The 23,289-nt window shown below is 63.5% G+C and carries 21 protein-coding genes; 8 read left to right on the top strand and 13 right to left on the bottom strand.

Annotated features, from left to right (window positions below):
- Positions 1-9: 9 nt before the first annotated feature.
- Positions 10-1,053, bottom strand: a complete 1,044-nt coding sequence (locus DNK49_RS16175; protein WP_110526792.1) for a type IV pilus twitching motility protein PilT — start codon at positions 1,051-1,053, stop codon at positions 10-12.
- Positions 1,054-1,156: 103 nt separating this feature from the next.
- On the opposite strand from DNK49_RS16175, the gene DNK49_RS16170 reads away from it, so the two are divergent.
- From DNK49_RS16170 to DNK49_RS16155, 4 genes are read left to right on the top strand one after another with little or no spacing between them, the layout of a single operon-like run.
- Positions 1,157-1,846 carry a YggS family pyridoxal phosphate-dependent enzyme gene (locus tag DNK49_RS16170; RefSeq protein ID WP_110526790.1) on the top strand — a complete coding sequence of 230 codons (690 nt, stop codon included), beginning with the start codon at positions 1,157-1,159 and terminating at the stop codon, positions 1,844-1,846.
- 51 nt (positions 1,847-1,897) lie between these two features.
- Positions 1,898-2,719: a pyrroline-5-carboxylate reductase gene (gene proC / locus DNK49_RS16165; RefSeq protein ID WP_110526788.1), complete on the top strand. Its 822-nt coding sequence runs from the start codon at positions 1,898-1,900 to the stop codon at positions 2,717-2,719.
- A gap of 6 nt (positions 2,720-2,725) precedes the next feature.
- On the top strand, positions 2,726-3,307 hold the full coding sequence (locus DNK49_RS16160) for a YggT family protein (RefSeq protein ID WP_110526786.1): 582 nt from the start codon (positions 2,726-2,728) through the stop codon (positions 3,305-3,307).
- Positions 3,304-3,606, top strand: a complete 303-nt coding sequence (locus DNK49_RS16155; RefSeq protein ID WP_110526779.1) for a DUF167 domain-containing protein — start codon at positions 3,304-3,306, stop codon at positions 3,604-3,606. The genes DNK49_RS16160 and DNK49_RS16155 overlap by 4 nt, the downstream gene beginning before the upstream one ends.
- A 7-nt stretch (positions 3,607-3,613) precedes the next feature.
- Here DNK49_RS16155 and nifV read toward each other — a convergent pair whose 3' ends face one another.
- The 6 genes from nifV to DNK49_RS16125 form a co-directional block, all read right to left on the bottom strand.
- Positions 3,614-4,777 carry a homocitrate synthase gene (gene nifV, locus DNK49_RS16150; RefSeq protein WP_110526777.1) on the bottom strand — a complete coding sequence of 388 codons (1,164 nt, stop codon included), beginning with the start codon at positions 4,775-4,777 and terminating at the stop codon, positions 3,614-3,616.
- 287 nt (positions 4,778-5,064) lie between these two features.
- Positions 5,065-6,342, bottom strand: coding sequence for a dihydroorotase (locus DNK49_RS16145; protein WP_110526775.1), 1,278 nt, complete (start codon positions 6,340-6,342; stop codon positions 5,065-5,067).
- Between the two features lie 10 nt (positions 6,343-6,352).
- Entirely contained in the window at positions 6,353-7,312 is a 960-nt protein-coding gene (locus DNK49_RS16140; RefSeq protein WP_110526774.1) for an aspartate carbamoyltransferase catalytic subunit, read from the bottom strand.
- Positions 7,305-7,805, bottom strand: a complete 501-nt coding sequence (gene pyrR / locus DNK49_RS16135; protein WP_110526772.1) for a bifunctional pyr operon transcriptional regulator/uracil phosphoribosyltransferase PyrR — start codon at positions 7,803-7,805, stop codon at positions 7,305-7,307. Before pyrR ends, DNK49_RS16140 begins: the two co-directional genes overlap by 8 nt.
- Positions 7,792-8,274 carry a Holliday junction resolvase RuvX gene (ruvX, locus tag DNK49_RS16130; protein ID WP_110526938.1) on the bottom strand — a complete coding sequence of 161 codons (483 nt, stop codon included), beginning with the start codon at positions 8,272-8,274 and terminating at the stop codon, positions 7,792-7,794. Before ruvX ends, pyrR begins: the two co-directional genes overlap by 14 nt.
- Positions 8,267-8,833: a YqgE/AlgH family protein gene (locus DNK49_RS16125; RefSeq protein WP_110526770.1), complete on the bottom strand. Its 567-nt coding sequence runs from the start codon at positions 8,831-8,833 to the stop codon at positions 8,267-8,269. Before DNK49_RS16125 ends, ruvX begins: the two co-directional genes overlap by 8 nt.
- Before the next feature lie 133 nt (positions 8,834-8,966).
- Between DNK49_RS16125 and DNK49_RS16120 the strand changes: the two genes are divergently transcribed.
- Entirely contained in the window at positions 8,967-10,403 is a 1,437-nt protein-coding gene (locus DNK49_RS16120) for a cryptochrome/photolyase family protein (RefSeq protein WP_110526768.1), read from the top strand.
- A gap of 98 nt (positions 10,404-10,501) precedes the next feature.
- On the opposite strand, the gene DNK49_RS16115 is transcribed toward DNK49_RS16120, so the two are convergent.
- From DNK49_RS16115 to DNK49_RS16090, 6 genes are all read right to left on the bottom strand, one after another.
- Positions 10,502-16,600 carry a hybrid sensor histidine kinase/response regulator gene (locus tag DNK49_RS16115; protein ID WP_110526766.1) on the bottom strand — a complete coding sequence of 2,033 codons (6,099 nt, stop codon included), beginning with the start codon at positions 16,598-16,600 and terminating at the stop codon, positions 10,502-10,504.
- A gap of 16 nt (positions 16,601-16,616) precedes the next feature.
- Positions 16,617-18,740, bottom strand: coding sequence for a methyl-accepting chemotaxis protein (locus tag DNK49_RS16110; RefSeq protein WP_110526764.1), 2,124 nt, complete (start codon positions 18,738-18,740; stop codon positions 16,617-16,619).
- A gap of 55 nt (positions 18,741-18,795) precedes the next feature.
- Positions 18,796-19,308 (bottom strand): chemotaxis protein CheW, encoded by a 513-nt coding sequence (locus tag DNK49_RS16105; RefSeq protein WP_110526762.1) that lies wholly within the window; start codon positions 19,306-19,308, stop codon positions 18,796-18,798.
- A 5-nt stretch (positions 19,309-19,313) separates the two neighbouring features.
- Complete coding sequence (locus tag DNK49_RS16100) at positions 19,314-19,679, bottom strand: response regulator (protein WP_110526760.1); 366 nt, start codon at positions 19,677-19,679, stop codon at positions 19,314-19,316.
- A gap of 25 nt (positions 19,680-19,704) precedes the next feature.
- Entirely contained in the window at positions 19,705-20,091 is a 387-nt protein-coding gene (gene pilG / locus DNK49_RS16095) for a twitching motility response regulator PilG (protein ID WP_110526758.1), read from the bottom strand.
- 109 nt (positions 20,092-20,200) lie between these two features.
- Entirely contained in the window at positions 20,201-20,353 is a 153-nt protein-coding gene (locus DNK49_RS16090; protein ID WP_110526936.1) for a rubredoxin, read from the bottom strand.
- 113 nt (positions 20,354-20,466) lie between these two features.
- Here DNK49_RS16090 and thiD point away from each other — a divergent pair, with 113 nt between their 5' ends.
- From thiD to hemL, 3 genes are all read left to right on the top strand, one after another.
- A complete protein-coding gene (gene thiD / locus DNK49_RS16085; protein ID WP_110526756.1) occupies positions 20,467-21,294 on the top strand; it encodes a bifunctional hydroxymethylpyrimidine kinase/phosphomethylpyrimidine kinase in 828 nt (275 codons plus the stop codon).
- Positions 21,287-21,922 carry a thiamine phosphate synthase gene (gene thiE / locus DNK49_RS16080; protein WP_110526755.1) on the top strand — a complete coding sequence of 212 codons (636 nt, stop codon included), beginning with the start codon at positions 21,287-21,289 and terminating at the stop codon, positions 21,920-21,922. The genes thiD and thiE overlap by 8 nt, the downstream gene beginning before the upstream one ends.
- Positions 21,923-21,996: 74 nt before the next feature.
- A complete protein-coding gene (hemL, locus tag DNK49_RS16075) occupies positions 21,997-23,280 on the top strand; it encodes a glutamate-1-semialdehyde 2,1-aminomutase (RefSeq protein WP_110526752.1) in 1,284 nt (427 codons plus the stop codon).
- Positions 23,281-23,289 lie beyond the last annotated feature (9 nt).

Here is a 23,289-nt window from a genome sequence, read left to right as displayed (position 1 = left end):
CGTGCCCGGTCAGGCGTTGAAGTTGTCCTTGTTCTGCGCCCGGACCTTGGCTTCTGCCGCAGAGACGATGTTACGCCTGACCAGGTCGGCCAGACACTGATCGAGCGTCTGCATGCCGACATTCTGGCCGGTCTGGATTGCGGAGTACATCTGCGCGATCTTGTTCTCGCGGATCAGGTTGCGGATGGCCGGGGTGCCGATCATGATCTCGTGTGCGGCGACGCGCCCGGAGCCGTCCTTGGTCTTGAGCAGGGTTTGCGAGATCACTGCGCGCAGCGATTCGGACAGCATCGAGCGCACCATATCCTTTTCGGCGGCGGGGAACACGTCGACGATACGGTCGATGGTCTTGGCGGCCGATGAGGTATGCAGCGTGCCGAACACCAGGTGGCCGGTTTCCGCAGCAGTCAGCGCCAGACGGATGGTTTCCAGGTCGCGCATTTCGCCCACCAGGATGACGTCCGGGTCTTCACGCAGCGAAGCACGCAGTGCGTTGTTGAAGGACATGGTGTCGCGATGGACTTCGCGCTGGTTGATCAGGCAGCGTTTGGACTCATGAACGAACTCGATCGGATCCTCGACAGTAAGGATGTGGCCGTATTCGTTCTCGTTGATGTAATCGACCATGGCGGCCAGCGTGGTCGACTTGCCCGAGCCGGTGGGGCCGGTAACCAGCACGATGCCGCGCGGCTGTTCGGCGATTTCCTTGAAGATTTTCGGGCAGTTGAGTTCTTCCAGGGTCAATACCTTGGAAGGAATGGTCCGGAACACTGCGCCAGCGCCGCGGTTCTGGTTGAAGGCATTGACCCGGAAGCGCGCCAGGTTGGGAATGGCGAAGGAGAAGTCGCACTCCCAGGTTTCTTCGTATTGTTTGCGCTGGCCGTCGTTCATGATGTCGTACACCATGGCGTGAACGTCCTTGTGCTCCATTGGCGGCAGGTTGATGCGGCGCACGTCGCCGTGCACCCGGATCATCGGCGGCAACCCGGCCGAGAGGTGAAGGTCGGAAGCCTTGTTCTTGACCGCGAAGGCGAGCAGTTCGGTGATGTCCATGATGTCAGCGCGAGTTTGGCGTGAAAGGCGGCCTGCCGGGATGGGGCGAAGGCCGGTGCTATACTTTCGGCGGATCGTTTCCCACCGTGGAGCCCTGACCAATATGACATCAATCTCCGCCAACTTGCAAGCTGTAAACGCGCGCATTGCCGCAGCGGCGAGGCTTGCAGGGCGGGACCCGGCGTCGGTGCGCCTGCTCGCGGTGAGCAAGACCAAGCCGGCAGAGGATGTCCGCGCCGCGGCGGCGGCGGGGCAGCATGCATTTGGCGAGAACTACGTGCAGGAGGGGGCGGACAAGGTCGCCGCGCTACGCGATCTGGCCGTCGAATGGCATTTCATCGGCCCCCTGCAAAGCAACAAGACGCGGCTGGTGGCCGGTTCCTTCGACTGGGTGCATGGCATCGACCGGCTCAAGATTGCCGAGCGTCTGTCGGCCCAGCGCGATGCGCATCTGCCACCCTTGCAGGTGTGCATCCAGGTCAACGTCAGTGGTGAAGACAGCAAGAGTGGCGTGCAGCCTGCCGAACTCGCACCGCTTGCACTGGCCGTGGCAGCCTTGCCGCGACTGTGCCTGCGCGGTTTGATGTGCATTCCTGAACCGAGCGAGGATGCGGGTCTGCTCCGCCGCCGCTTCGGCCTGTTGCGCGAGTTGAAAGACGAACTGATGGGTCGGGGACTGGTGCTTGATACCTTGTCGATGGGCATGTCCGACGACCTCGAACTGGCCATTGCGGAAGGTGCGACCATCGTGCGTGTCGGCACCGCCATTTTTGGCGAGCGTGCCCGCCCTTGAGCGGATGCGCGCGGCAGTACATTTTCAACAACGGATTCGGGTGCTTACGAGATGAAGATCAGTTTTCTGGGGGGCGGCAACATGGCCGCGGCCTTGATCGGGGGGATGGTCGAGCGCGGTTTTGCCGCCAGTGACATTCAGGTGGTGGAGCTGGACGCGGCCAATCGTGAGCGGCTCGAGCAGCGCTTTGGTGTTCGCGCCTGCGCGGCGCCCGACGATCAGGTACTGGCGTGTGATGCGCTGGTACTGGCGGTGAAGCCGCAGCAGATGAAGAGTGCCCTGCAGCCCTTGGCTGGCAGGCTGGCCACGCAGCTTGTGATCAGCATCGCGGCCGGACTGCGATTGGCCGATCTCGGGCGCTGGCTCGGCGGCGAGCGGCCCTATTCACGTCTGGTGCGATGCATGCCGAACACCCCGGCGCTGATCGGCGCCGGTATCACCGGTCTGGTTGCGGATCCGACCGTGGATGTCGCGGGTCGTGACCTCGCCGAGCGCGTGCTGGCTGCCGTTGGCAGCACCGTGTGGCTGGACGACGAGCGCAAGATGGACGCAGTCACCGGCGTGTCGGGCAGCGGTCCGGCCTATGTTTTCCATTTCATCGAGGCGCTTGAGGCAGCAGGGCTGGCACAGGGCTTCGAGCCCGCCACCGCGCGCAAGCTGGCGATCGATACCGTGCTCGGTGCGGCGCGCCTGGCTGCGGCTTCGGATGAGCCGCCGGCAGTGCTGCGCGAGCGCGTCACCTCCAAAGGCGGGACCACCGCGGCGGCGCTGGCACACTTGGCGGCTGCGGGCTGGCATGACATCGTAGTGGGGGCGGTGGCCGCGGCGACGGCACGTGGTCGTGAGCTTGGCGACGAACTGGGCAAGGACTGATCAGCGATGCTTGCCCAGATCCTGTTGCTGATCATCAGCACCGCAGTCGGTTTCCTGACGCTGATGTTGTTGGCGCGTTTCTTCATGCAGTGGCAGCGGGTGTCGTTCCGCAACCAGATCGGCCAGTTCGTGGTGACCACCACCGACTGGGCCGTCCGGCCTCTGCGCCGCGTGGTGCCGGGCGTGTTTGGTCTGGACATGGCCAGCCTGCTGCCGGCGTGGCTGTTACAGACCTTGCTGGTGCTGGTCGAGCTTGCCTTCGGGGGCGTGCCGTTGGGCGGCGGTGCCGGTGGCGTCTTGCTGGGGGTGCTCGGCCTGGGGCTGATCGAGTTGCTGCGGATGATCATCTACCTGATCTTCGCCGTGGTGCTGGTGTCGGCGGTGCTGTCCTGGGTCAGTCCGCACTCGCCTGCCGCGCCGGTGTTTCATAGCCTTGCGGCGCCTTTCCTGCGCCCCTTCCGCCGTGTCGTGCCGACCATTTCCGGCGTTGATCTGTCGCCACTGGTGCTGCTGCTGGTGTTGCAGATTGTGCTGATGGTGCTCGGTGGCATGCGTGGCGGTTTTGTTCCGCTGCTGACTGGGCTGTGAGCGACTGGCTGCGCCTTGCTGCGGATGGCAGCCTGGTGTTGAGTCTGCACATTCAGCCGGGGGCAAAGCGGACGGGTTTTGCCGGGCTGCATGGCGAGGCAATGAAGATCCGCCTGGCCGCGCCTCCGGTCGATGGCAAGGCCAATGCGGCCTTGTGCGCTTTCCTCGCCGAGTTTTGCGGCGTGGCGAAATCGGCGGTGGTGCTGGTCAGTGGCGAAACCTCGCGGACCAAGCGTGTCCGGGTTGTGGGTATGTCGCCAGACGCACTTGCCCGTCTGCGCCTGCAGGCGGTGCCGTGACCCTCCGTCAATGGCCCATGCAGCGGTAGTCGCCAGTCGCAGCAGTCAGTTGTATGACGCCGGTAGCGGCGGTATGCAGGCTCAGTAGCTCGGTGTCCAGCGGTGGGCGTTTGACGCGTTCGGCCAGTTCGCGCACGCCACTCAGCAACAGGCGGGCGAGTTCCGGTTCGAGCGTGATTCCAAGATTTTCGTAGGCGCGGACAATGGCACTGGTGCCAGAGTGCTTGCCCAGCACGATGGCGTGTTCGCGACCCAGTACGGCAGGGTCGAGCGATTGGTAGGTGTCCGGATGTTTGTACAGACCATCCACGTGGATGCCGGCTTCGTGGGTGAACACCCAGCCGCCGACGATGCTCTTGTTGGCGGCGACCGGTCGTCCCGAGGCCAGTGCCACCATGTCGGAAATACCCTTGAGCAGGGTGGCGTGCACACCGGTGTCAATGTCGTGGAGGCGCTTGAGTGCCACGACGGACTCCTCCAGTGCGGCATTGCCCGCACGTTCGCCCAGGCCATTGACGGTGGTATTGATATGGGTGGCGCCGCCGCGCACCGCGGCTAGCGTATTGGCTGTGGCCAGGCCAAGATCGTCATGCGCGTGCATTTCGATTTCCAGATCGCAGCGCGCACGCAGCGCGGAGATGGCCTCGTAGGTGGCAAAGGGCTCCAGGATGCCAGTGGTATCGGCGAAGCGGAAGCGCCGCGCTCCGGCAGCCTGTGCCACTTCGACGACGCGGTAAAGGAATTCCGGGTCGGCGCGCGAGGCATCCTCTCCACCCAGACAGACATCTGCCCCGCGCTCGCGGGCCAACGGAATCAGGCGGCGTAGCGCGGACAGCACCCAGTCGCGGTCACGTTGCAGTTTGTGGCCGATCTGGATGTCGGATACCGGCATCGACAGGTTGACCAGATCTGCTCCCATCGCAATGCAGGAGTCGATGTCGGCCTCGCACAGCCGCCCCCACACCATGGTGCGGGCCTGCAGGCGCTCACCGACGATGCTGCGGATGACATCCTGTTCGCAAGGCCCCATCGCCGGGATGCCGATCTCGAGTTCGGGGACGCCCGCCTGCGACAGCGTACGTGCGATACGCAGCTTTTCTTCCGCAGTGAAGGCAACGCCGGCGGTCTGTTCGCCGTCGCGCAGGGTGGTGTCGTTGATGGTGACTGCCATGGTGGCTTGCTCCAGTGTTCCACTCTGGAAACAGCAAGACCAATGCCAGCGGGTCGCGCTTGAGTGCTGCGATGTTCGGCGTGGAGTTTTGAGAAATAGATCAGATATTCAGTGGTTTATCTGGTCTTTGGAATACTGTGCCTGAGCGCTGTGCGTTTCCCGAGGGTGTGCTGCGTCGTGAACCCGACAATCCCCGGGTGCCGCTGTCGACATTCGCGCGCGCAAAAAAGCCGGGCGGTCGGTAACGACGGCCCGGCTGTGCGACCTGTGCGGCACTGACGCTGGACTTAGTCGCCGTACATCAGTTGTCCCTCGACCAGGGTGTAGCGGACCTTGCCTTGCAGCTCGAAGCCCAGGAAAGGCGTGTTCTTGCCTTGGCTGCGCAGACTGTCGCGTGCGATGCGGATATCGGCTGCAGGATCGAACACGCAGACGTCGGCACGGGCACCCGGTGACAGGTGGCCGGCTTTGGTGATCCCGACGATACGTGCAGCTTCGGACGTGATCCTGGCGATGCCGTCGAGCAGCGAGAGGCCGGATTCGTTGGCCCATTTCAGGGTCAGTGGCAGTAGCAGCTCCAGCCCGGTGGCGCCGGGCTCCGACTCGCTGAACGGGGTCTGCTTGCCGTCGTCGTCAACCGGCGTATGGTCCGAGCACAGCGCGTTGATGCGGCCATCGGCCAGCGCACGGCGCAACGCGTCGCGGTCGCGCTGGCTGCGCAGGGGGGGCACCAGGTGGCAGTTCGCATCGAAGTAGCCGATGTCCATATCGCACAGGTGCAGGTGGTTGATCGATACGTCACAGCTCACGTCCATGCCGTCGGCCCGCGCCTGTTCGATCAACTGCAGGCCCTCGGCGCTGGACAGGCGGGTAATGTGCAGCCGCGCACCGGTGATGCGGGCAAGCTGCAGATAGGTGTAGAGCGCCACCGTCTCGGCCGCTACCGGAATACCCGGTAGGCCCAGCCGGCTGGCGACCTCGCCATCGTGCGCATAACCGCCGCGCGACAGGAAGGGCGCGATTGGCTGCAGCCAGACACGGAAGTCGAAGGTTGCGGCGTACTGCATGGCCCGCATCAACACCATGTTGTCGACGATGGGAACATTGGCCTGGGAGAATGCGACGCAGCCTGCCTCGACCAGTTCGGCCATTTCCGACAGGCGTTCACCTTTGAGGCCCAGCGTCAGCGCGCCCACCGGATAGACATGGGCGCGGTTGAGCTTTTTGGCGCGATAACACAGCATCTCGACCAGGCCGGGTTCGTCCAGCACCGGATCGGTGTCGGGCGGAATGGCGAGGCTGGTGACGCCGCCGGCCATGGCCGCATCCATTTCGGATTCGAGCGTGGCACGGTATTCGAAGCCGGGCTCGCGCAGGCGTGCGGCCAGGTCGATCAGGCCGGGGGCGACAACCAGATTGCTGGCATCGAGCGTGCGTTGGGCGACGAAACCGTCCGGTGCGTCACCCAGCGCGGCGATCTTGCCGTCGCTGATGTAGACGTCCTGAATGCGGTCGGTCTTGTTGGCCGGATCGATGACGCGGCCGTTGGCAATGCGAATCTTCATCGGTGTTTCCTTACTGGCCGGCGAGCATGCTCATGACCGCCATGCGCACGGCGATCCCGAAGGTGACCTGGGGCAGGATCACTGCCTGTGCGCCGTCGGCCACCGCAGAGTCGATCTCGACGCCGCGATTCATGGGCCCGGGGTGCATCACGATGGCGTCGGGCTTGGCCAGTGCGAGTTTTTCCGCGGTCAGGCCCCACACCTTGTAGAACTCCTGCGGTGTGGGTAGCAGGGCGCCGTTCATGCGTTCGTTCTGCAGGCGCAACATCATGACCACGTCGACATCCTTGAGGCCTTCGCGCATGTCGTGGAACACGCGCACGCCCATGCGTTCCATTGCGGTCGGCAGCAAGGTCTTGGGGCCGATCACCCGAACCTCGGGTACGCCCAGCGTGGTCAGTGCCGCAATCTGCGAGCGCGCGACGCGCGAATGCAGCACATCGCCGACGATGGCCACGGTAAGCTGGGTGAAGTCCCGCTTGTAGTGACGGATGGTGTACATGTCGAGCAGGCCCTGGGTGGGGTGGGCGTGCCGTCCGTCGCCTGCGTTGACCACGTGGATGTCGTTGCGGCCGGTGTTGTACAGATGCTGGGCAATCAGGAAGGGCGCGCCGCTGGCCGCGTGGCGTACCACGAACATGTCGGCCTGCATCGCGCACAGGTTGTCCACGGTGTCGAGCAGGCTCTCACCCTTGGCGGTCGAACTGGTCGATACATTGAGATTGACGACGTCGGCCGACAGGCGCTTGGCCGCGATCTCGAAGGTGGTGCGGGTACGTGTCGAGTTCTCGAAGAAGAGGTTGAAGATGCTTTTGCCGCGCAGCAGTGGCAGCTTCTTGACCTCGCGCTCGGCCACTTCGGTAAATGGCGCAGCGGTATCGAGAATGGCATTGATGATGTTGCGCGGCAGCCCGTCCAGGGTCAGCAGGTGCTGCAGTTCGCCGTGCTTGTTGAGCTGGGGATTATGCATCGATCAACCTCAGGTTCAGCGTGCCGTCTTCGTCGCGTTCGAGTTGCAGGTTTTGCGTCGGTGGCAGCGGATCGGTCAGGGTCAGGGCGCAGTAGCGCGCGGCAATGGGTAGCTCGCGTCCGCCGCGATCGACCAGCACCGCCAGTTCGACACTGGCCGGGCGTCCGAAGTCGAACAGCTCGTTGAGTGCGGCGCGGGTGGTGCGGCCAGTGTAGAGCACGTCATCGACGATGATCACTGGCGCGCCTTCGACGCTGAACGGGATCTCGGTACGTTGCGGCTTGGTATGAAGGCCCTTGGCGCCGTAGTCGTCGCGATAGAAGGAAACGTCGATCGCACCCAGCGGCTGGCTCAGGCCGAGCAAGGTGTGCAGGCGCTCAGCCAGCCACAGCCCGCCGGTACGGATGCCCACCAGCGCGGTCGCCGGGGTGACGTGTGGGCGCATCTGTTCGGCCAGTTGCCGGCACAGTGCTTCAGCATCAAGATTTGGCATGTTGGAGCGTATCCAGGAAGTGTTGCAGGATCAGTTGTGCGGCCGTTGCGTCCAGGTGGTCCTTGCGCGCGCGCCAGTCGCGCATGCCGGCATCGCGCAGCCGCTGCTCGGCCTCGGCCGATGACAGGCGTTCGTCGATCAGCGTGACAGGCAGGCCAAAACGGCCGTGCAGCTGGTTGGCGAAGCGGCGACAGCGGGCGGTCATGTCATGTTCGCTGCCGTCCAGGTGGCGCGGCAGGCCGACTACCAGGGCGACCGGTTGCCATTCGGCAATCAGGCGGCCGATGGCGGCAAAACGGTCGGCATTGGATTCTGCACGCAGTATGGTCAGGGCGCTGGCACGGGCGGTTTCGAGTTCGCCACTGGCCACGCCGATTCGGGCCAGTCCGAAATCGAAGCCCAGCAGGCTGCCACGTGCAGGAAGATCCGTACCTGTCGGTGGCGTCACCGCCACCAGACCGTCAGGCATGCCCGGCAACCTCGCTGAGCTTGGCGAAGTCGACCCCCAGCTTCTGCATGGCGGCGACCAGACGCTCTTCAGGCGGCAGGTCGAAGATGATCGCCATGTCGGCCGGGACGGTCAGCCAGGCATTGTCGGCAAGCTCCTGTTCGAGCTGGCCGGCTGCCCAGCCCGCATAGCCCAGACTGACCAGCACCTCGTGGGGTTCGCCGGTGCTGCCAATGGCTTGCAGGATGTCGCGGCTACTGGTGAGGCCGATCTCGGCATTGACCTGCAGCGTCGAGTGCCAGTCGCCACCGGGGCGATGCAACACGAAACCACGATCGGTTTGTACCGGACCACCGAAATAGACCGGCTGATGGGCGAAGCCCTCGGCTTCCAGCGGCAGCTCGATACGTTCGAACAGCGTCGCCAGCGTCATGTCGATTGGTCGGTTGACGATGACGCCGAGTGCGCCCTGGTCGTTGTGTTCGGCGATATAGGTGAGCGTACGCGAGAAATGCGGATCGGCCATGTTGGGCATGGCGATCAGGAAATGGTGCGTGAGGTTGCTCGAGACGGTATCCATGGCGGCATTTTACGCCCACTGCGAAGCTTGTGCGCGGGCACGCGCGTCAAGGGCGCGGTCATCTGCAGCAGCTGGGAACCTTGTAAGGTTGAAGGGCTCATAATCCGTCCCTCTGACCTTGGTGTTCCACTCCATGCGCTCTGCTCTCGTCTGGTTCCGTCGTGATCTCCGCAACTTCGATCATGCGGCGCTGCATCATGCCTTGCGTCAGGCAGAACGGGTGTGGTGTGTGTTCATCTTCGACCGCGACATCCTCGATTCATTGCCGAGGCAGGACCGCCGGGTGGAGTTCATCTGGCAGGCGGCAAGCGAACTGGATGCGGCGCTGGACGCGCAGTCGCGTCGGGTGGGAGGTCAGGGGAGTGGCCTGATCGTGCTGCATGACCGGGCGGTCGACGCGATTCCTCGGCTGGCCAGGGAGTTGGGTGTCGATCAGGTGTTGGCCAATCGCGACTACGAGCCTGCCGCGATCGAGCGTGACAGCCGGGTCGCGCAGGCGCTGGCGGAGCAGGGCATCGGCTTTGCCGACTACAAGGATCAGGTGATCTTCGAGCGTGACGAGGTACTGACTCAGGGGGGCACGCCCTTCAGCGTATTCACGCCCTACCGGAATGCCTGGATGAAGAAACTCGAGGCATTCCATGTTCTGGCCTATCCGGTGGACAAGTATGCGAGTCGTCTGGCTCCCAAGCCCGCCGGGGCGCTTGTCCCCGACCTGGCGTCACTCGGCTTCGAGCCGAGCAATCTTGCCGAACTGAAGATGCCGACCGGCATGTCCGGCGCCCGGCAGTTGCTGGAGGATTTTCGCCGACGGATCGACCGCTACAAGCGGTCACGGGACTTTCCGGCGCTCAAGGGGGTGTCCTATTTATCGCCCCACCTGCGCTTTGGCACGGTGTCCATCCGAGAGCTGGCAGGGCTGGCCTGGCAGCACGGTGGTGAAGGCGCGGAGAGCTGGCTCAATGAACTGGTGTGGCGTGATTTCTACCATATGATCCTGTGGCACCACCCACGTGTGGTCGGGCAGGCGTTCAAGCCGGCGTTCGACAAAGTGCGTTGGGACGATGCGCCGGCGTTGTTTGAGGCGTGGTGCGCAGGACGGACCGGCTATCCCATCGTTGATGCGGCAATGGCGCAGCTGAACCAGACCGGCTTCATGCACAACCGGCTCAGGATGATTGTGGCGTCGTTCCTGACCAAGGATCTGGGTATCGACTGGCGCCTTGGCGAGCGTTACTTCGCCACTCACCTGCTTGATTTCGATCTGGCTGCCAACAATGGAGGCTGGCAGTGGGCGGCATCCACCGGCTGTGATGCACAGCCCTGGTTTCGCATCTTCAATCCGGTGACCCAGTCCGAGCGTTTCGATCCGGACGGGCGCTTCATTCGCCGCTATCTGCCGCAACTGGCGAGGGTGCCGGACAAGTTCATTCATGCACCATGGAAGATGGGGGGTATCGACCAGAGTGCTGCGCAATTGAAGATCGGTGTGGATTATCCCGCCCCCATTGTCGATCATGCGGTGGCACGCGAGCGAACGCTGAATCGCTTCGGGGTAACCAAAGAGTGAACGACGACGGTCGTTGCGGTGCCTGAGCGCGGCGGTAGCGTTGTGGCTGTTTGCTACCGCATGTGCCGCGATACCTCGGTGAGGTACCGCGGACTGCGTCAGGTCCGCCCGGTGTAGCCGCCAATCAGGGCAAGCAGCTCTTCTTCCTGGTAGGGTTTGCCGAGATAGTGGTTGGCACCGATTTCCATCGCATAGCTACGATGCTTGTCGGCCAGACGCGAGGTGATCATGATGACCGGGATGTCATGTGTGCGCGCGTCGGCGCGGATGTTGCGAACCAGGTCGAAGCCGTCCATGCGCGGCATTTCGATGTCGGACAGGATCACGTCAGGCGTGGTTTCGACCAGCGCTTCCAGTGCGTCTACGCCGTCCTTGGCCGTGATCACCCGGTAACCTTCACGCTCGAGCAGGCGGCTGGTGATCTTGCGGACGGTCAGCGAATCGTCCACCACCATCACGACCGGTAGATGAGCAAGCTTGTCCTCGACGGCGGATGCAGCAACGCCGCCAGCCTCCATCGTATCCACTTCGTGTGCCGCGAGGCTGCGGCTGGCCAGCGCGACGGGGTTGAGGATCAGCACGATCTCGCCGTCGCCCAGCACCGTGGCGCCGGACATGCCGACGATGCGGGTCAGTTGCGGACCCGCATTCTTGACAATGATTTCCTGGTTGCCACGCAAGGCGTCGACATGCAGTGCCAGGGTCTGTGCCCCGGCGCGCAGCAACAGTACCCAGTTGTAGCGCTGGATTTCGGGTTGGCTGTTGCGGTCGCCGAGCAGCCGCGGCAAGTAGCGGTAAGCGTAGTGCTGACCCAGCCACTCGGTGCCGCCATCACGGCGCAGTTGCTCGAGGGCGTCGGCCTTGAGCTCCATGACCTGCGCGACCATGCTGGACGGAATGGCGTAGTGGCGGCCGCCGGCACGGATCAGCAGTGCCTGGGTGACGGCCAGCGTCAATGGCAGGTAGATGCGGAACACCGTGCCGTTGCCAGGGGTGCTGCCCACATCGATACGGCCACCGACTGCCGCAGTTTCGGATTTGACCACGTCCATGCCGACGCCGCGCCCCGAGACCGCCGACAATGCTCCTGCAGTGGAGAAGCCGGGGACGAAGATCAGGTTGGTCAGACGGCGCTCATCGGTGGCTTCGTCAGCGCCCAGCAGTCCATTCTCACGCGCCCGTGCGGCGATGCGTTCAAAGTTGAGGCCAGCGCCATCATCGGCGAGCTCAAGCGAGATTTCATTGCCTTCCTGGCGCACGGTGAGTGTGATCTGACCGATCTCCGGCTTGCCCGCCGCCTTGCGTTCGGCGGGTGCCTCGATGCCGTGTGCGAGCGAGTTACGCAGCAGATGCTCGAGCGGTGCAACCATATGTTCCAGCATGCTGCGGTCGACTTCGATGCGTCCGCCGCGCAGGTCGAGGTTGGCACGTTTGCCGAGTTCCTTGGCGCCTTTGCGGACAATGCGATAAAGCCGGTCGGCCAGGCTGTCAAAGGGCACCATCCGCACCCGCATCAGCGCTTGCTGCAGTTCTCGTGACAGCCGCGCCTGGCTATGAATTGCCAGATCGGCGCCATCGAGATTCTTGAGCAGGCTTTGCTGGACGGTGGTCACGTCGTTGACACTCTCGGCCATCATCCGGGTCAGTTCCTGCAACCGGGTATAGCGATCCATCTCCAGCGGGTCGAAGGACGTGTGATGGGATTCAGCCTGGGCGATGCGTGACTGCATCTGCACATCGGCCTGCAGCTCGACTTCGCGCAACTGGTTGCGCAGGCGGATGACGTTTTCGGTCAGGTCGAGCATCGAGCGGCGCAGGTTGCGCAGTTCGCCTTCGATACGTGTACGTGCGACGCCGATCTCGCCGGCTTCATTGACGAATCGGTCGACCAGTTCGGCACGTACGCGCAGCGTACCGGCAGCCGTACCGGACTCACCTTCGGTCGGGACGGTGTCGTCGGTGGGGCCTGCCGTTTCGGCCTGTTCCAGCGGCTGACCGGGTACGGCGCCGCCGCCGGCCAGCGCATCGATCATCTGTTCGGTCAGGTCGAGCCCGCCGGTCAGTTCGTCGATCAGCGCAGGGATATCCTGATCGGTGCGCAGCGCGGCTTCAAGCCGCGATTCGAGCTGGTGGATGTGTTCGCCAAGTGTCATCGCACCCGTCATGCGGGCACTGCCCTTGAGCGTGTGCAGCAGTCGGGCCACGCTCTTGGACTGCTCCGTAGTCGGCTCGGTTTGCCAACTGCGCAGGCTGGCGTGGAGATCACTGATCAGCTCACCGGCTTCATCGAGGAAGATCGGCAACAACTGCTCATCAATTTCGTCGTTGATGCGCAGCGAGCCGTGAGTTTCCTCGACTTCTTGAGTGCTTGCTACTGCTGGACTCGGGATGGTCGGGGCATCGGTCGCCGCCAGCGGTTCCAGATGTGCGCGACCGACGGCGTCGAGCTGTTCGACGAGTTCTGGTGTCGGCAGTGGCATGCTGCGATTGCCGACCTCGGCGAGCATGGCTTCCAGGGCATCGACACTGGAGCCGAACAGCGCGAGTTCCTCTGTGGCGGGAGACTGGCCTTGATCGCGCAGGCGCTGGATGGCTTGTTCGAGCGCACGCGCCAGGTTCTGCAGCGGAGCCAGCCGTGAGGTGCCCGAGATGCCGGCGAAGGTGTGCGCGGCACGGAGTGAGGTTTCAGGCAGCTGCAGGGTCGGATTGGTGGTCAGGCGGCGCAGGTCCTGGTGCAGCGTGGCGATATGGTGCCGGGCCTCGACCATGTAGAGATCGTAAAGCGGACGAGAGACCTCGACCATGCCGATCGTGACGAAGTCGCCGCTGGCCGGGGAGGGCAGAGCGTCGGTCTCGGATCGCGTGGTGTCGGCAACATCTGGTTCGAGCACCGTGTCTGTTTCTGCAACGGTCTCTTCTGCCGTGGTGGCGCCCAGCGTGGGGGGTACACCGTCGATGACCCCGTCGGTGATCGTTTCGGAGGCCCCGGGTCCTTCGATAGTCGCTTCGACCAAGGCTTCGATTGGCGTGCTGTCGATCGGCGTGGCCGTCAATGGCTCGGCATGGTCCGCGACGCCGGGCTCCGGATACGGCGCGGAAATCTCCTGCTCGGACTTGTCGGGCACCGGGATTGCCGTGCTGTCGTCGAGCGCTACGGTCTCGTCTGCGAGCTCCCAGATGTCGTCCTGCGCCTCCATCTGGGCGTCTGCGTGGGCGTCTGCGGCTGGCGGCAGGGCAAGGTCCGTGTCTTCGGGGCCGGACAGGACGGGCAGTTCGGCTCCGGACGGGACGATAGGCGCCTCATCCACATCGAGGCCTTCGAACGATTCCAGATCCGGCAGTTCCGGGGTGTATTCGTCTGCGCCTTCAACCCACCCGGTTGGTGAGGCTTCGATCCCGCTGTCGGCAATTTCGACAGGCTCGACCAGATGCTCGTCGACCGCGGATTCGAGATCCTCCTCACTCGACAAGTCGAAGTCGATCGAATCGAGCAATGGGCCAAGGTTGATGGGCGCAAGGTCGGCCTCGGTTTCGGCCTCGTTGCTGGAAGAGGGCAAGGACGGCTCGTCGGTACCGCTGGGGGGCAGGGTCCCTGTCTCATCCGCGGTCAGCAGCTCGCTGAGATCGAGGCTCGTAACCACATCCGCAGGGTTGAGGGCTTCGGCTTCGAGATCGTCTGTCTCGGCAAACAACGCGGGTTCGTCGAGCGAGGTCTCCTCGGGCAGGAAATCCGGCTCGCCCGACGGTTGCGCCATGAAGGGCAGGATCTCGCCACTGTCCGACAGCGTAAGGTCGTCGAAGCCAAGGACGGTGACGACGCCTTCGTCCATGGGCTCGATCGATTCGTCCCCGCGCTCCGGCTCTGGGGTACGGCTGATCGTTGCCGGCACCTGGACGGGCGCATCGCCACTACGAAGTCGGTCGGCTTCGGCAAGCAGGGTGGCGACGTCACGTGCCTGCGGTCCGCCATGTTCGAGTTGCTGAACCCAGTCCGAGAACTGTTGGTGAGCGTCGTCGATCAGGTGATGGAGGGCAGGCGTTGCATACCATTCGAGCTGCAGCCAGCGGTTCAGGGTCTGCTCCAGCCCCCAGGCGGCTTCACCGAAATCGCGCAGGCCCACCATGCGGCCGCTGCCCTTGAGGGTATGGAAGCCGCGCCGGATGGCGGTGAGGTATTCGCGGTTTGCGGGTTCCGTACGCGAGAGTTCGAGTTGCTCACCGACGGTGCCAAGCACTTCGTGGGCTTCCTCGATGAAGATGCACAGCAATTCGGCATCGATCTCTTCGTTACTGACGGGCGGCGGTGGTGCGGTTGGTACGGGCTGCGCTGCGGGCGCCGGCTCAGCGACCTCGGAGGTGGCTTCTGCCGTGAGTTCGGTTGCAGCAATGGGGGGAGACGACTCGTCGATGACGGCATCGATCTCCGGTGCAAGATTCTCGGTGACCGTTTCCTGTGGTGCAGCAGCTTCAAACGAATCCGCCGGTGCCGTAGTGATTTCGGCCAGGGGGGCGGCCTCGGCGTGCCCGCGCTGTTCGGGATACAGGAAGTTGGACAAGGGTACCCGGCTGTGCTGAAGCGACTGGATGAAGAAACCCAGCGCCGACAGTCTATGAGCGAGCGATTCGAACTCGGATGCGTCGCTGGGGTTCTCGCCGGCCGCATACCGGCCAATAAGGGCTTCGGCTTCATGGACGACCGTGATGGCATCCGTTTCGCCAAGAAGGGTCAGTGCGCCTTCTATCTGGTGCAAGGGGGCTGACAGCTGTGCTAACGGAGCCCGCTTCTGTTCGTCGCGGAAGAAGTCGTCGAGTGCCTGTTCGATGTTAGCCAGGCTGCTGAGGATTTCGCGGGCCAGTTGCGACAGGGCTTCTTTCTCCTGGGCCCGGCGAGCGGCTTCCAGTCCTGGCGACTGGTCGGGTGACGCGGGGGTCTCGCCACGTTGAAGGGCGTCCAGACGTGCCAGGGTGTCATTGACCTGTACAGCAAAGCTGCTGTCTGGCGAGCCGCGTTCGAGTGACGTTTCTGCCAGCAGCAGTGCAGTCGCGAGTTCGATGGCGAGGGTTTCCCTGAGCTGCAGGGGGTCCTTGCGCAGCCAGTGACTGAAATCGCGTATGCCACACACCAGTCGATCAAACGCGGGGTGGCCAAGGCGATTCGCTACGGTAGCAAATTCATCGACCTGCTGTTCGAAGCGCGGCAGCGCTGCGGCCGTGCCGTTGCTGAAGTCGTCCCAGTCGAGCTTGATCTGTGCCAGCCGGCTGCGCAAATCCTGCAGTAACGGCGCCAGCGGAAGCTCACTGACCCGTGAGCCGGCTTCCGGCAGCAGGTCGGTGAGTGACCAGGCTTGTGTGACGGCCTGTTGCAGCGGGGTGCGCTGTGGCGCTGCCGCGACATGGTAGAGCAACTCTCGCAGCAGACGTTCGGGCACGGCCTGTGGGCCGTTGACCAGGCGTCGTAGTAGCGCTTCCAGTTGGGAGAGCAGACGGCGGCCAGTGGTCAGGCCTTGACTGCCTTGCTGGGACAGGGTGTCAGCCAGTGCCTGGCCGGCCCACCAGAGTGCGCGCAGTGGCGGACTGATCTCGACCGATTCGAGGGTGCGGAGCGCTTCGGTGATGTGTCCGATACCCGACGGGGAATCGGGTTGCTTCATCCACTCCAGCAAGCCGCGCTGGAAACGGGCTCTGGCACTGCGGACACGTTCCTGGCGGATGTCGGCGGGCAGGGTTTGGGGATCGGTGGATGGACGAGGGGACCGCACGCCCATGTCCGGAAAGAACAGGTCGGCAGGAGAGGGGGCATCCTTGCCGTGGACGAGCGCGATTTCGCGGTAAAGCGGAAAGAGCCGCAAGGGCTGATCGCTGGAACCGTGAGAGAGCTCTTCCAGGTAGTTGGAAATGGTGGCCAGTGCTCGCCGTCCCAGTTCCAGATGTGCTGGCGTCGCCGTAATCTCGCCCTGCGTCATCGCGCCGAGGAACTGGTCCACCGAGGTCGCGAACTGGGTCAGGCCGTCCAGGCCGACGATCGACAGTGCGCCGCGGACCTGATGGAGATGGGTCTGCGCGAACTGGACGCGTGCGGGTCCGTCTTCGGCCTGCGCAGCAGCCTCCAGGCTTTCGGCGGCCCGCGCGAGCGCGAGATCGATCTCGCTCTTGACCCAGGTCAGTGGCCCCAGGTCCAGTTCCTTGGCTTGCGTCATGGAGCGTTACTCTAGTTTAGACCTTGAAGCCCGATACCGAGCCCTTGAGTTCGACGGCGAGGTCAGCGAGCTGACCGATCGACACGGCGGTCTGTTTGGTGCCACGTGTCGTCTGCTCGGTAATGGCCAGGATGTCCTTCATGGTTTCCGCGACCCGCCCGGCGGTTTCAGCCTGATTCTGGGTGTCGGTTGAAATCTGCTCAATACGCAGTGCCGCGTCAGTCGATACCTGACCAATCTCGGCCAGTGCCTGGCCGGCAGCGTCGGACAGTTGGGCGCCTTCGACCACGTCGCGGGTGGCGTTTTCCATTGCGCCAACCGCGTCCTGGGTGTCAGTCTGAATGGTCTTCACGATTGCGGTGATCTGCTTGGTCGCTTCGGCCGAGCGTTCGGCCAGGCGCTGCACTTCTTCTGCCACCACGGTGAAGCCGCGTCCTGCCTCACCTGCGGATGCAGCCTGAATGGCTGCATTGAGGGCGAGGACGTTGGTTTGTTCGGTAATGTCGGAAATCAGCTCCACGATTTCACCGATCTCCTGCGACGATTCGCCCAGACGCTTGATGCGCTTGGAGGTCTCCTGGATCTTCTCGCGAATCGCGTTCATGCCGCGAATGGTGTTTTCCACCGCGTCAGCACCTTTCCGGGCGGATTCGAGAGAGCGCCGTGCAACCTGTGCGGATTCGAAGGCGCGTGCTGACGACTCGGTCATCGATTGCGCCATGCGTTGCACGGTGCTGCCGACATCCTCAATCTCGCGGGTCTGGCGTTCGGTCGCGTCAAGCAGCTCGTTCGAGGTTCGTTGTGCGGCCTGGGTGGCTGCAGTAACACGGATGGCAGCGTCGTTGATGCGGCGGACCAGCACCGACAGTTCTTCGATGGTGTAATTGACCGAGTCGGCAATCGCGCCGGTAATGTCTTCGGAGACGGTGGCACGGATGGTCAGGTCGCCGTCGGCCAGGTCGCCCATTTCGTTCATCAGACGCAGGATGGCCTGCTGCGTGAGATTACGATCATTTTCCGCACTCAGTCGCTGACGTTCCGCGTCAGCCTGGCGTTGAGAAAGGTCGTCGTTGTAGATCTTTGCCATCGCACCCAGCGCGGCCAGTGCGGCCAGCGCGGTCAGCGCAATCAGGGCGGAAACCGGGTTGAAGCCGCGCACGGTGCTGTTGAAAGCCTCGCCCAGGTCGCCGGCTTGGGTAAGCAGCGCTGCAGAGTCGTTGAACAGTCGGTTGCCAGCCTGTTTGGCCTGCACCAGCAACTGGATGTTGCCAAGGATGTTGGATACCGCGTCGAGTGTCGGTTGAGCAGCGGTGGCCAGTGCCTTCACGCTGTTACGGGTTTCCGCATCGCCACCCATCTGCTCGAGAGCAGTCAGCTGTTCGCGGAAGTTGTTGGTGTCCTTGCCGAGAAGGAAGGCGACTTCCGGGTCGATGGTGTCGGCAACGAGCAGGGCGTTGACGTTCTTGGCGATGCGTTGGGTCAGCATCACCACGCGGTTTGCGGTGACGACGTCGCGTGCGGCAGCACCGCCCTGAAGTCGCAGGGCAGCGATCTGCTCACTGAGGTCGAGCAGGTCGGCATTGTCCTTGTTGATGGTGGTGACCGAGGCGTTGAGCGTCAGCAGGATCTGCTCCTGCCGGGTCAGCTGTTGGGTGTCCTGTTCCATCTTGCGCCAGCTGGCGATGACGCGTTCGAGTTGCGGACGGGCGTTGGTCGAGGCTGCGGGCAGGGTGTCGCCATCGGGGGTGCCGCCCTGGTCCAGTGCCTGCGCCAGTGCGGAGAAGCGCTCGCTGCCCTGGCGCAGCTCCTTGAATGCGGTCGGATTGCCTTGCAGTGCCAGCTGTGCTGCCTTGGCAATCTGTTGCGACAGGGTCTGCATCTCCCCTGCAGCTGCAACCTGGCGGGTCGCGTTGCCGGTTTGCTGCGTCTGATAGATGACCAGGCCGACGGTGGCGAGCACCATGACACCGAACAGCAGGCCGAGATTGCGGACACGCTCATTCAGGGAGCGCTCGCTGCGGGGCGATGGCGGCTTGCTGCTCGTCGGCTTGGAGGGACTGTGGTTCTCCATGATCGTGGTGTCGGACGCTGCTTCGCGCTCCGTGGTCTTTTCCTTGCCAAAGGAGAGCTTGAATGCCATTTGCCGTGCTCCGCCGCTATGAGTGGTCGAGTGAATGGATGTGGGCCGGTGCGGATTAGTCCGTTCCAGCGTCGAGAAATGCACTGTGTGCAAGCAGGCGCGAGGTATCGAGCCTCAGCCAGGGGTGGTCCTGCATGTCGCGGACACGTTCGCGGACCCAGGGGCGCTCGTCAGCCAGTCCGCTGTCGGGCTCGAAGTCTTCCCGGCTGCGCAGGCCAAGCACGCGCGTGACCAGCAGGGCGCTATGTACGCCGAGTCGTGCGCCGATCAACAGCAGTCGGGCACTGCCAACAGCAGGGGTGGGTGCGCCGTGGTGAAAGCGCGAGAAGTCGACGACGCCATAAAGGGTGCCGCGGACATTGGCCAGGCCACGATACCAGTCCCGCGTCAGCGGTACTGCGGCCAATGCCGGCGGTGTCAGTATCTCACCGGTTTCTGCAAGGTCGAGCAGCCAGTTCTCACTGCCTGCCTGGATGCCCAGAAGGCCACGTCGTTCGCCGGTTTTCGCCTCGGCCAGCCGACGGGCAAGATTTTCCTGGAATTCACGCAGGCTGATTCGTCTGGACATGATGTTCAGTCGATGCTCTTGATCCGGGCCAGCAAGGCCTCGTGGTCCACCGGTTTGACCATGTAATCGAATGCGCCCTGGCGCATGCCCCAGATCTTGTCGGTCTCGAGTCCCTTGCTGGTGCACATGATGATGGGGATATTGCGGGTGGCTTCATCGCGGGAGATGGTCCGCGTCGCCTGGTAGCCGTTCATGCCGGGCATGACGACATCCATCAGGATGAGGTCGGGCAGCTCGCTGCGGCTTTTGTTGATGGCTTCCTCGCCGCTTTCGGCGGTGGTCACCTGATAACCGTGTTTGACCAGCACTTCTGTGAGTGCCAGGCGTTCGGTCGGCGAATCGTCGACTACGAGTATCTTCTTGATCGGCATCGGAGAGGGTGGCGATAGTTGAGGTTCAACGGGAGCGTTCGCCGGTGTGGGCGGCAACCGCCTTGATCAGGCTGTCCTTGGTGAACGGCTTGGTGAGGTATTCGTCGGAGCCCACCATGCGACCACGGGCACGGTCGAACAGGCCGTCCTTGGACGACAGCATGATGACCGGCGTCGCCGACAGGCGGGGGTTCTTCTTGATCAGGGCGCAGGTCTGATAGCCGTCCAGTCGGGGCATCATGATATCGACAAAAATGACGTCCGGGTGGTGGTCGGTGATCTTGGCCAGCGCGTCGAATCCGTCTTCGGCCAGCAGCACCTGGCAGCCGGCCTGGCTGAGAAAGATCTCGGCGCTACGACGAATGGTGTTGCTGTCGTCGATGACCATCACCTTGAGTCCGGTCAGGTCCATGCAGTGTGTCCTCTGTGACGTCGTCCCGGGGCGGCACTGCCTCGGGCACGAGTCGATTTCGATTTATTCCCAAGGATACTCCAAAAGACGTGGTCGAACACAACGCTTGTCATATTTCGATCATCTCGAAGTCTTCCTTGCGGGCTTCGCATTCGGGACACGTCCAGTTCGGAGGGACGTCTTCCCATCGGGTTCCGGGTGCGATGCCCTCGGTGGGCAGGCCGGCGGCCTCGTCGTAGATAAAGCCGCAGATGAGGCACATATAGGTCTTGAATGGGGCGTCGGACATCGGGAGGCTTCGCTGAAACGCAGTAAAATGCATCAAATCTAACTGTATTTACTTCGCTGCGCCAGACGGGCGCGGCTGTGGACATCATGCCTGTCGATATACCCGACCTGCCTCCTGCTGTGCTCTGCCTCTCTGCCAGCGATGCGACCGCGGGCGGAGGTTTACCCTCGGACATCCTGACTCTGGCGAGCATGGGCTGTCATCCCTTGCCGGTGCAGACCGCCTCGGTGGTGCGGGATACCCGTGGCATCGAAGAGTGCGAGCCGCTCGATACCGATATTCTGGTGGCGCAGTTGCGTACCGTGCTCGAGGACATCCCTGTTCACGCCTTCAAGCTCGGCTATGGCGGTAGCGTGGACAATCTGGTGGCCATCGCCGAGGTGCTGTCCGATTATCCCGGCGTGCCGCTGGTGGTGGAGCCTGCGCTGTACACCGGTGTGGGTGTTGATGAAGACATGGCTGCGGTGCTGACCGAATTGATCCTTTCGCAGACTACCCTGCTGGTCGCCAGCCGCCATGAGGTGCTGCGTCTGGCCGGACTCGACGACGACGAGGCGCCGGCACTGAGTGCGGAAGAGGCTGTCGCCCGGCTGCTCGAGATCGGAGTGGAATACGTGTTGCTGACTGGGGGTGGAGATCATGGGCCGCAGGTGATCAACGTACTGGTCGATGCTTCTGGTGTCGTGCGCACCGATGCCTGGGAGCGACTGCCCGGACGTTTCGTTGGTGCGGGTGCGACGATCGCCGCTGCCGCGGCTGCGGCGCTGGCGCATGGCATGGCGTTGCCGGAGGCAGTGCGTGAGGCGCAGGAGTTTGCCCAGCAGGCGCTGCGTCATGCCTATCTGCCGGGCATGGGCAGGGCCGTGCCCGACCGCTTCTTCTGGGCGCGGGGCAAAGGAGCCGTGGATGATTGAGCGCACCTTGCGCGGTGTCTATGCGGTGACGCCGGACGAGCCCGATACCGTACGCTTGTTGACGCAGGTGGAGACAGTGCTGTGTGCACGTCCTGCGCTGCTGCAATATCGAAACAAGACTGCGACGCCCGAGTTGCGTCGGGTGCAGGCCCAGGCCTTGCTCGCGGCCTGCCGTCGGGCGGGCGTGCCGCTGGTGATCAACGACGATCTGCCGCTTGCACTGGAGATTGGGGCCGACGGCGTACACCTCGGGCGCGACGATGGCGATCCTGCGCTGGCTCGCAGGCGGTTGGGGGCAGGCTACATCCTTGGGGTGTCGTGTTACGGCGAGTGGGCGCGTGCGCAGGCGGGGGCCGAGGCGGGGGTGGATTACGTTGCCTTTGGCGCGATGTTCGCGTCTCCGACCAAGCCGCTTGCCGCCCGCGCCCCGCTGGACTTGATCACGCGCGCAAGGCGGGAACTGGGGGTGCGGGTGGCCGCGATTGGTGGCATCACGGTGGACAATGCCCCCACGCTGATTGACGCAGGGGCCGACCTGCTGGCGGTGATCACCGATCTATTTGGTGCCGCCAACCCGGCGGCGCGTGCTGCGGCCTATGCTGCGTTGTGGCCTGCCAGCCAGGATTGAGTGTTGTGTGGGTGGACCGGTCTGTCATGCTCGGGTGACAATCCCGTTTTGACGAACAGCCCGAACATCCCGCCATGACCAGTCGTAACGCAGCACTTTTCGAACGCGCCCAACAGACCATTCCTGGTGGCGTCAATTCTCCGGTTCGCGCCTTTCGCTCGGTGGGTGGCACGCCGCGCTTCATCGATCGTGCCGAAGGGGCGCGAGTGTGGGACGCTGATGGCAAGGCCTATATCGATTACGTCGGCTCGTGGGGGCCTGCGATCACCGGGCACGCTCACCCGGCCATTGTCGAGGCGGTGCGAGAGGCCGCGCTGAAAGGTCTGTCCTTTGGCGCACCGACCGAAGGCGAGGTCGAGATGGCGGAGTTGTTGTGCGAGATGTTGCCGTCGCTCGAGATGGTACGTCTGGTCAGCTCCGGTACCGAGGCGACGATGAGTGCGATCCGGCTCGCCCGTGGCTTTACCGGGCGTGATGCGATCATCAAGTTCGAAGGCTGTTACCACGGTCATGCTGACAGCCTGTTGGTGAAGGCGGGTTCCGGGTTGCTGACTTTCGGCAATCCGTCTTCCGGTGGGGTGCCGGAAGATTTCGCCAAGCACACCATCGTGCTCGATTTCAACGACCTCGATCAGGTTGAGGCAGTGTTCAAGGCGCGTGGGGACCAGATCGCGGCCATCATCGTCGAGCCGATCGCCGGCAACATGAACCTGATCAAGCCGCGTGCCGGATTCCTGGAGGGCTTGCGCCGGCTGTGTACCCAGTACGGCACCGTGTTGATCTTCGATGAGGTGATGACGGGTTTTCGCGTTGGTCCGCGTGGTGTGCAGGGCTTGTACGGGATCACGCCCGACTTGACCACGCTGGGCAAGGTGATTGGTGGTGGCATGCCGGTGGGGGCATTTGGCGGCCGTCGCGACATCATGGAAAAGATCGCTCCACTGGGTACTGTTTACCAGGCCGGCACCTTGTCGGGCAGCCCGGTGGCAGTGGCTGCCGGCAAAGTGTCCCTGCAGTTGACCCGCGAGGTCGGATTCTACGACCGGCTGGCGGCGCGTACCGCACAGCTTGTAGATGGCTTGAAGGTGGCGGCTGATGATGCGGGTGTCGGCTTCAGCGCCGATGCCGTCGGTGGCATGTTCGGTGTGTATTTCAGCGCCGCCGTGCCTGCATCCTTTGCCGATGTGATGGCGTCCGATCGTGAGGCCTTCAACCGCTTCTTTCATGCCATGCTGGATGCGGGGCATTATTTTGCACCCTCGGCATTCGAGGCGGGTTTTGTATCGGCGGCGCATGGCGAGGCTGACATCGAGGCGACGATCGCCGCGGCGCGCAAGGTGTTTGCCGCGCTGGGCTGAGGCTGTGGG

Source organism: Parazoarcus communis SWub3 = DSM 12120 (genome assembly GCF_003226565.1).
GTDB lineage: Bacteria > Pseudomonadota > Gammaproteobacteria > Burkholderiales > Rhodocyclaceae > Parazoarcus > Parazoarcus communis.
Note: the sequence above shows the minus strand (reverse complement) of the source record. Positions and strands in the feature narration are given on the sequence as shown.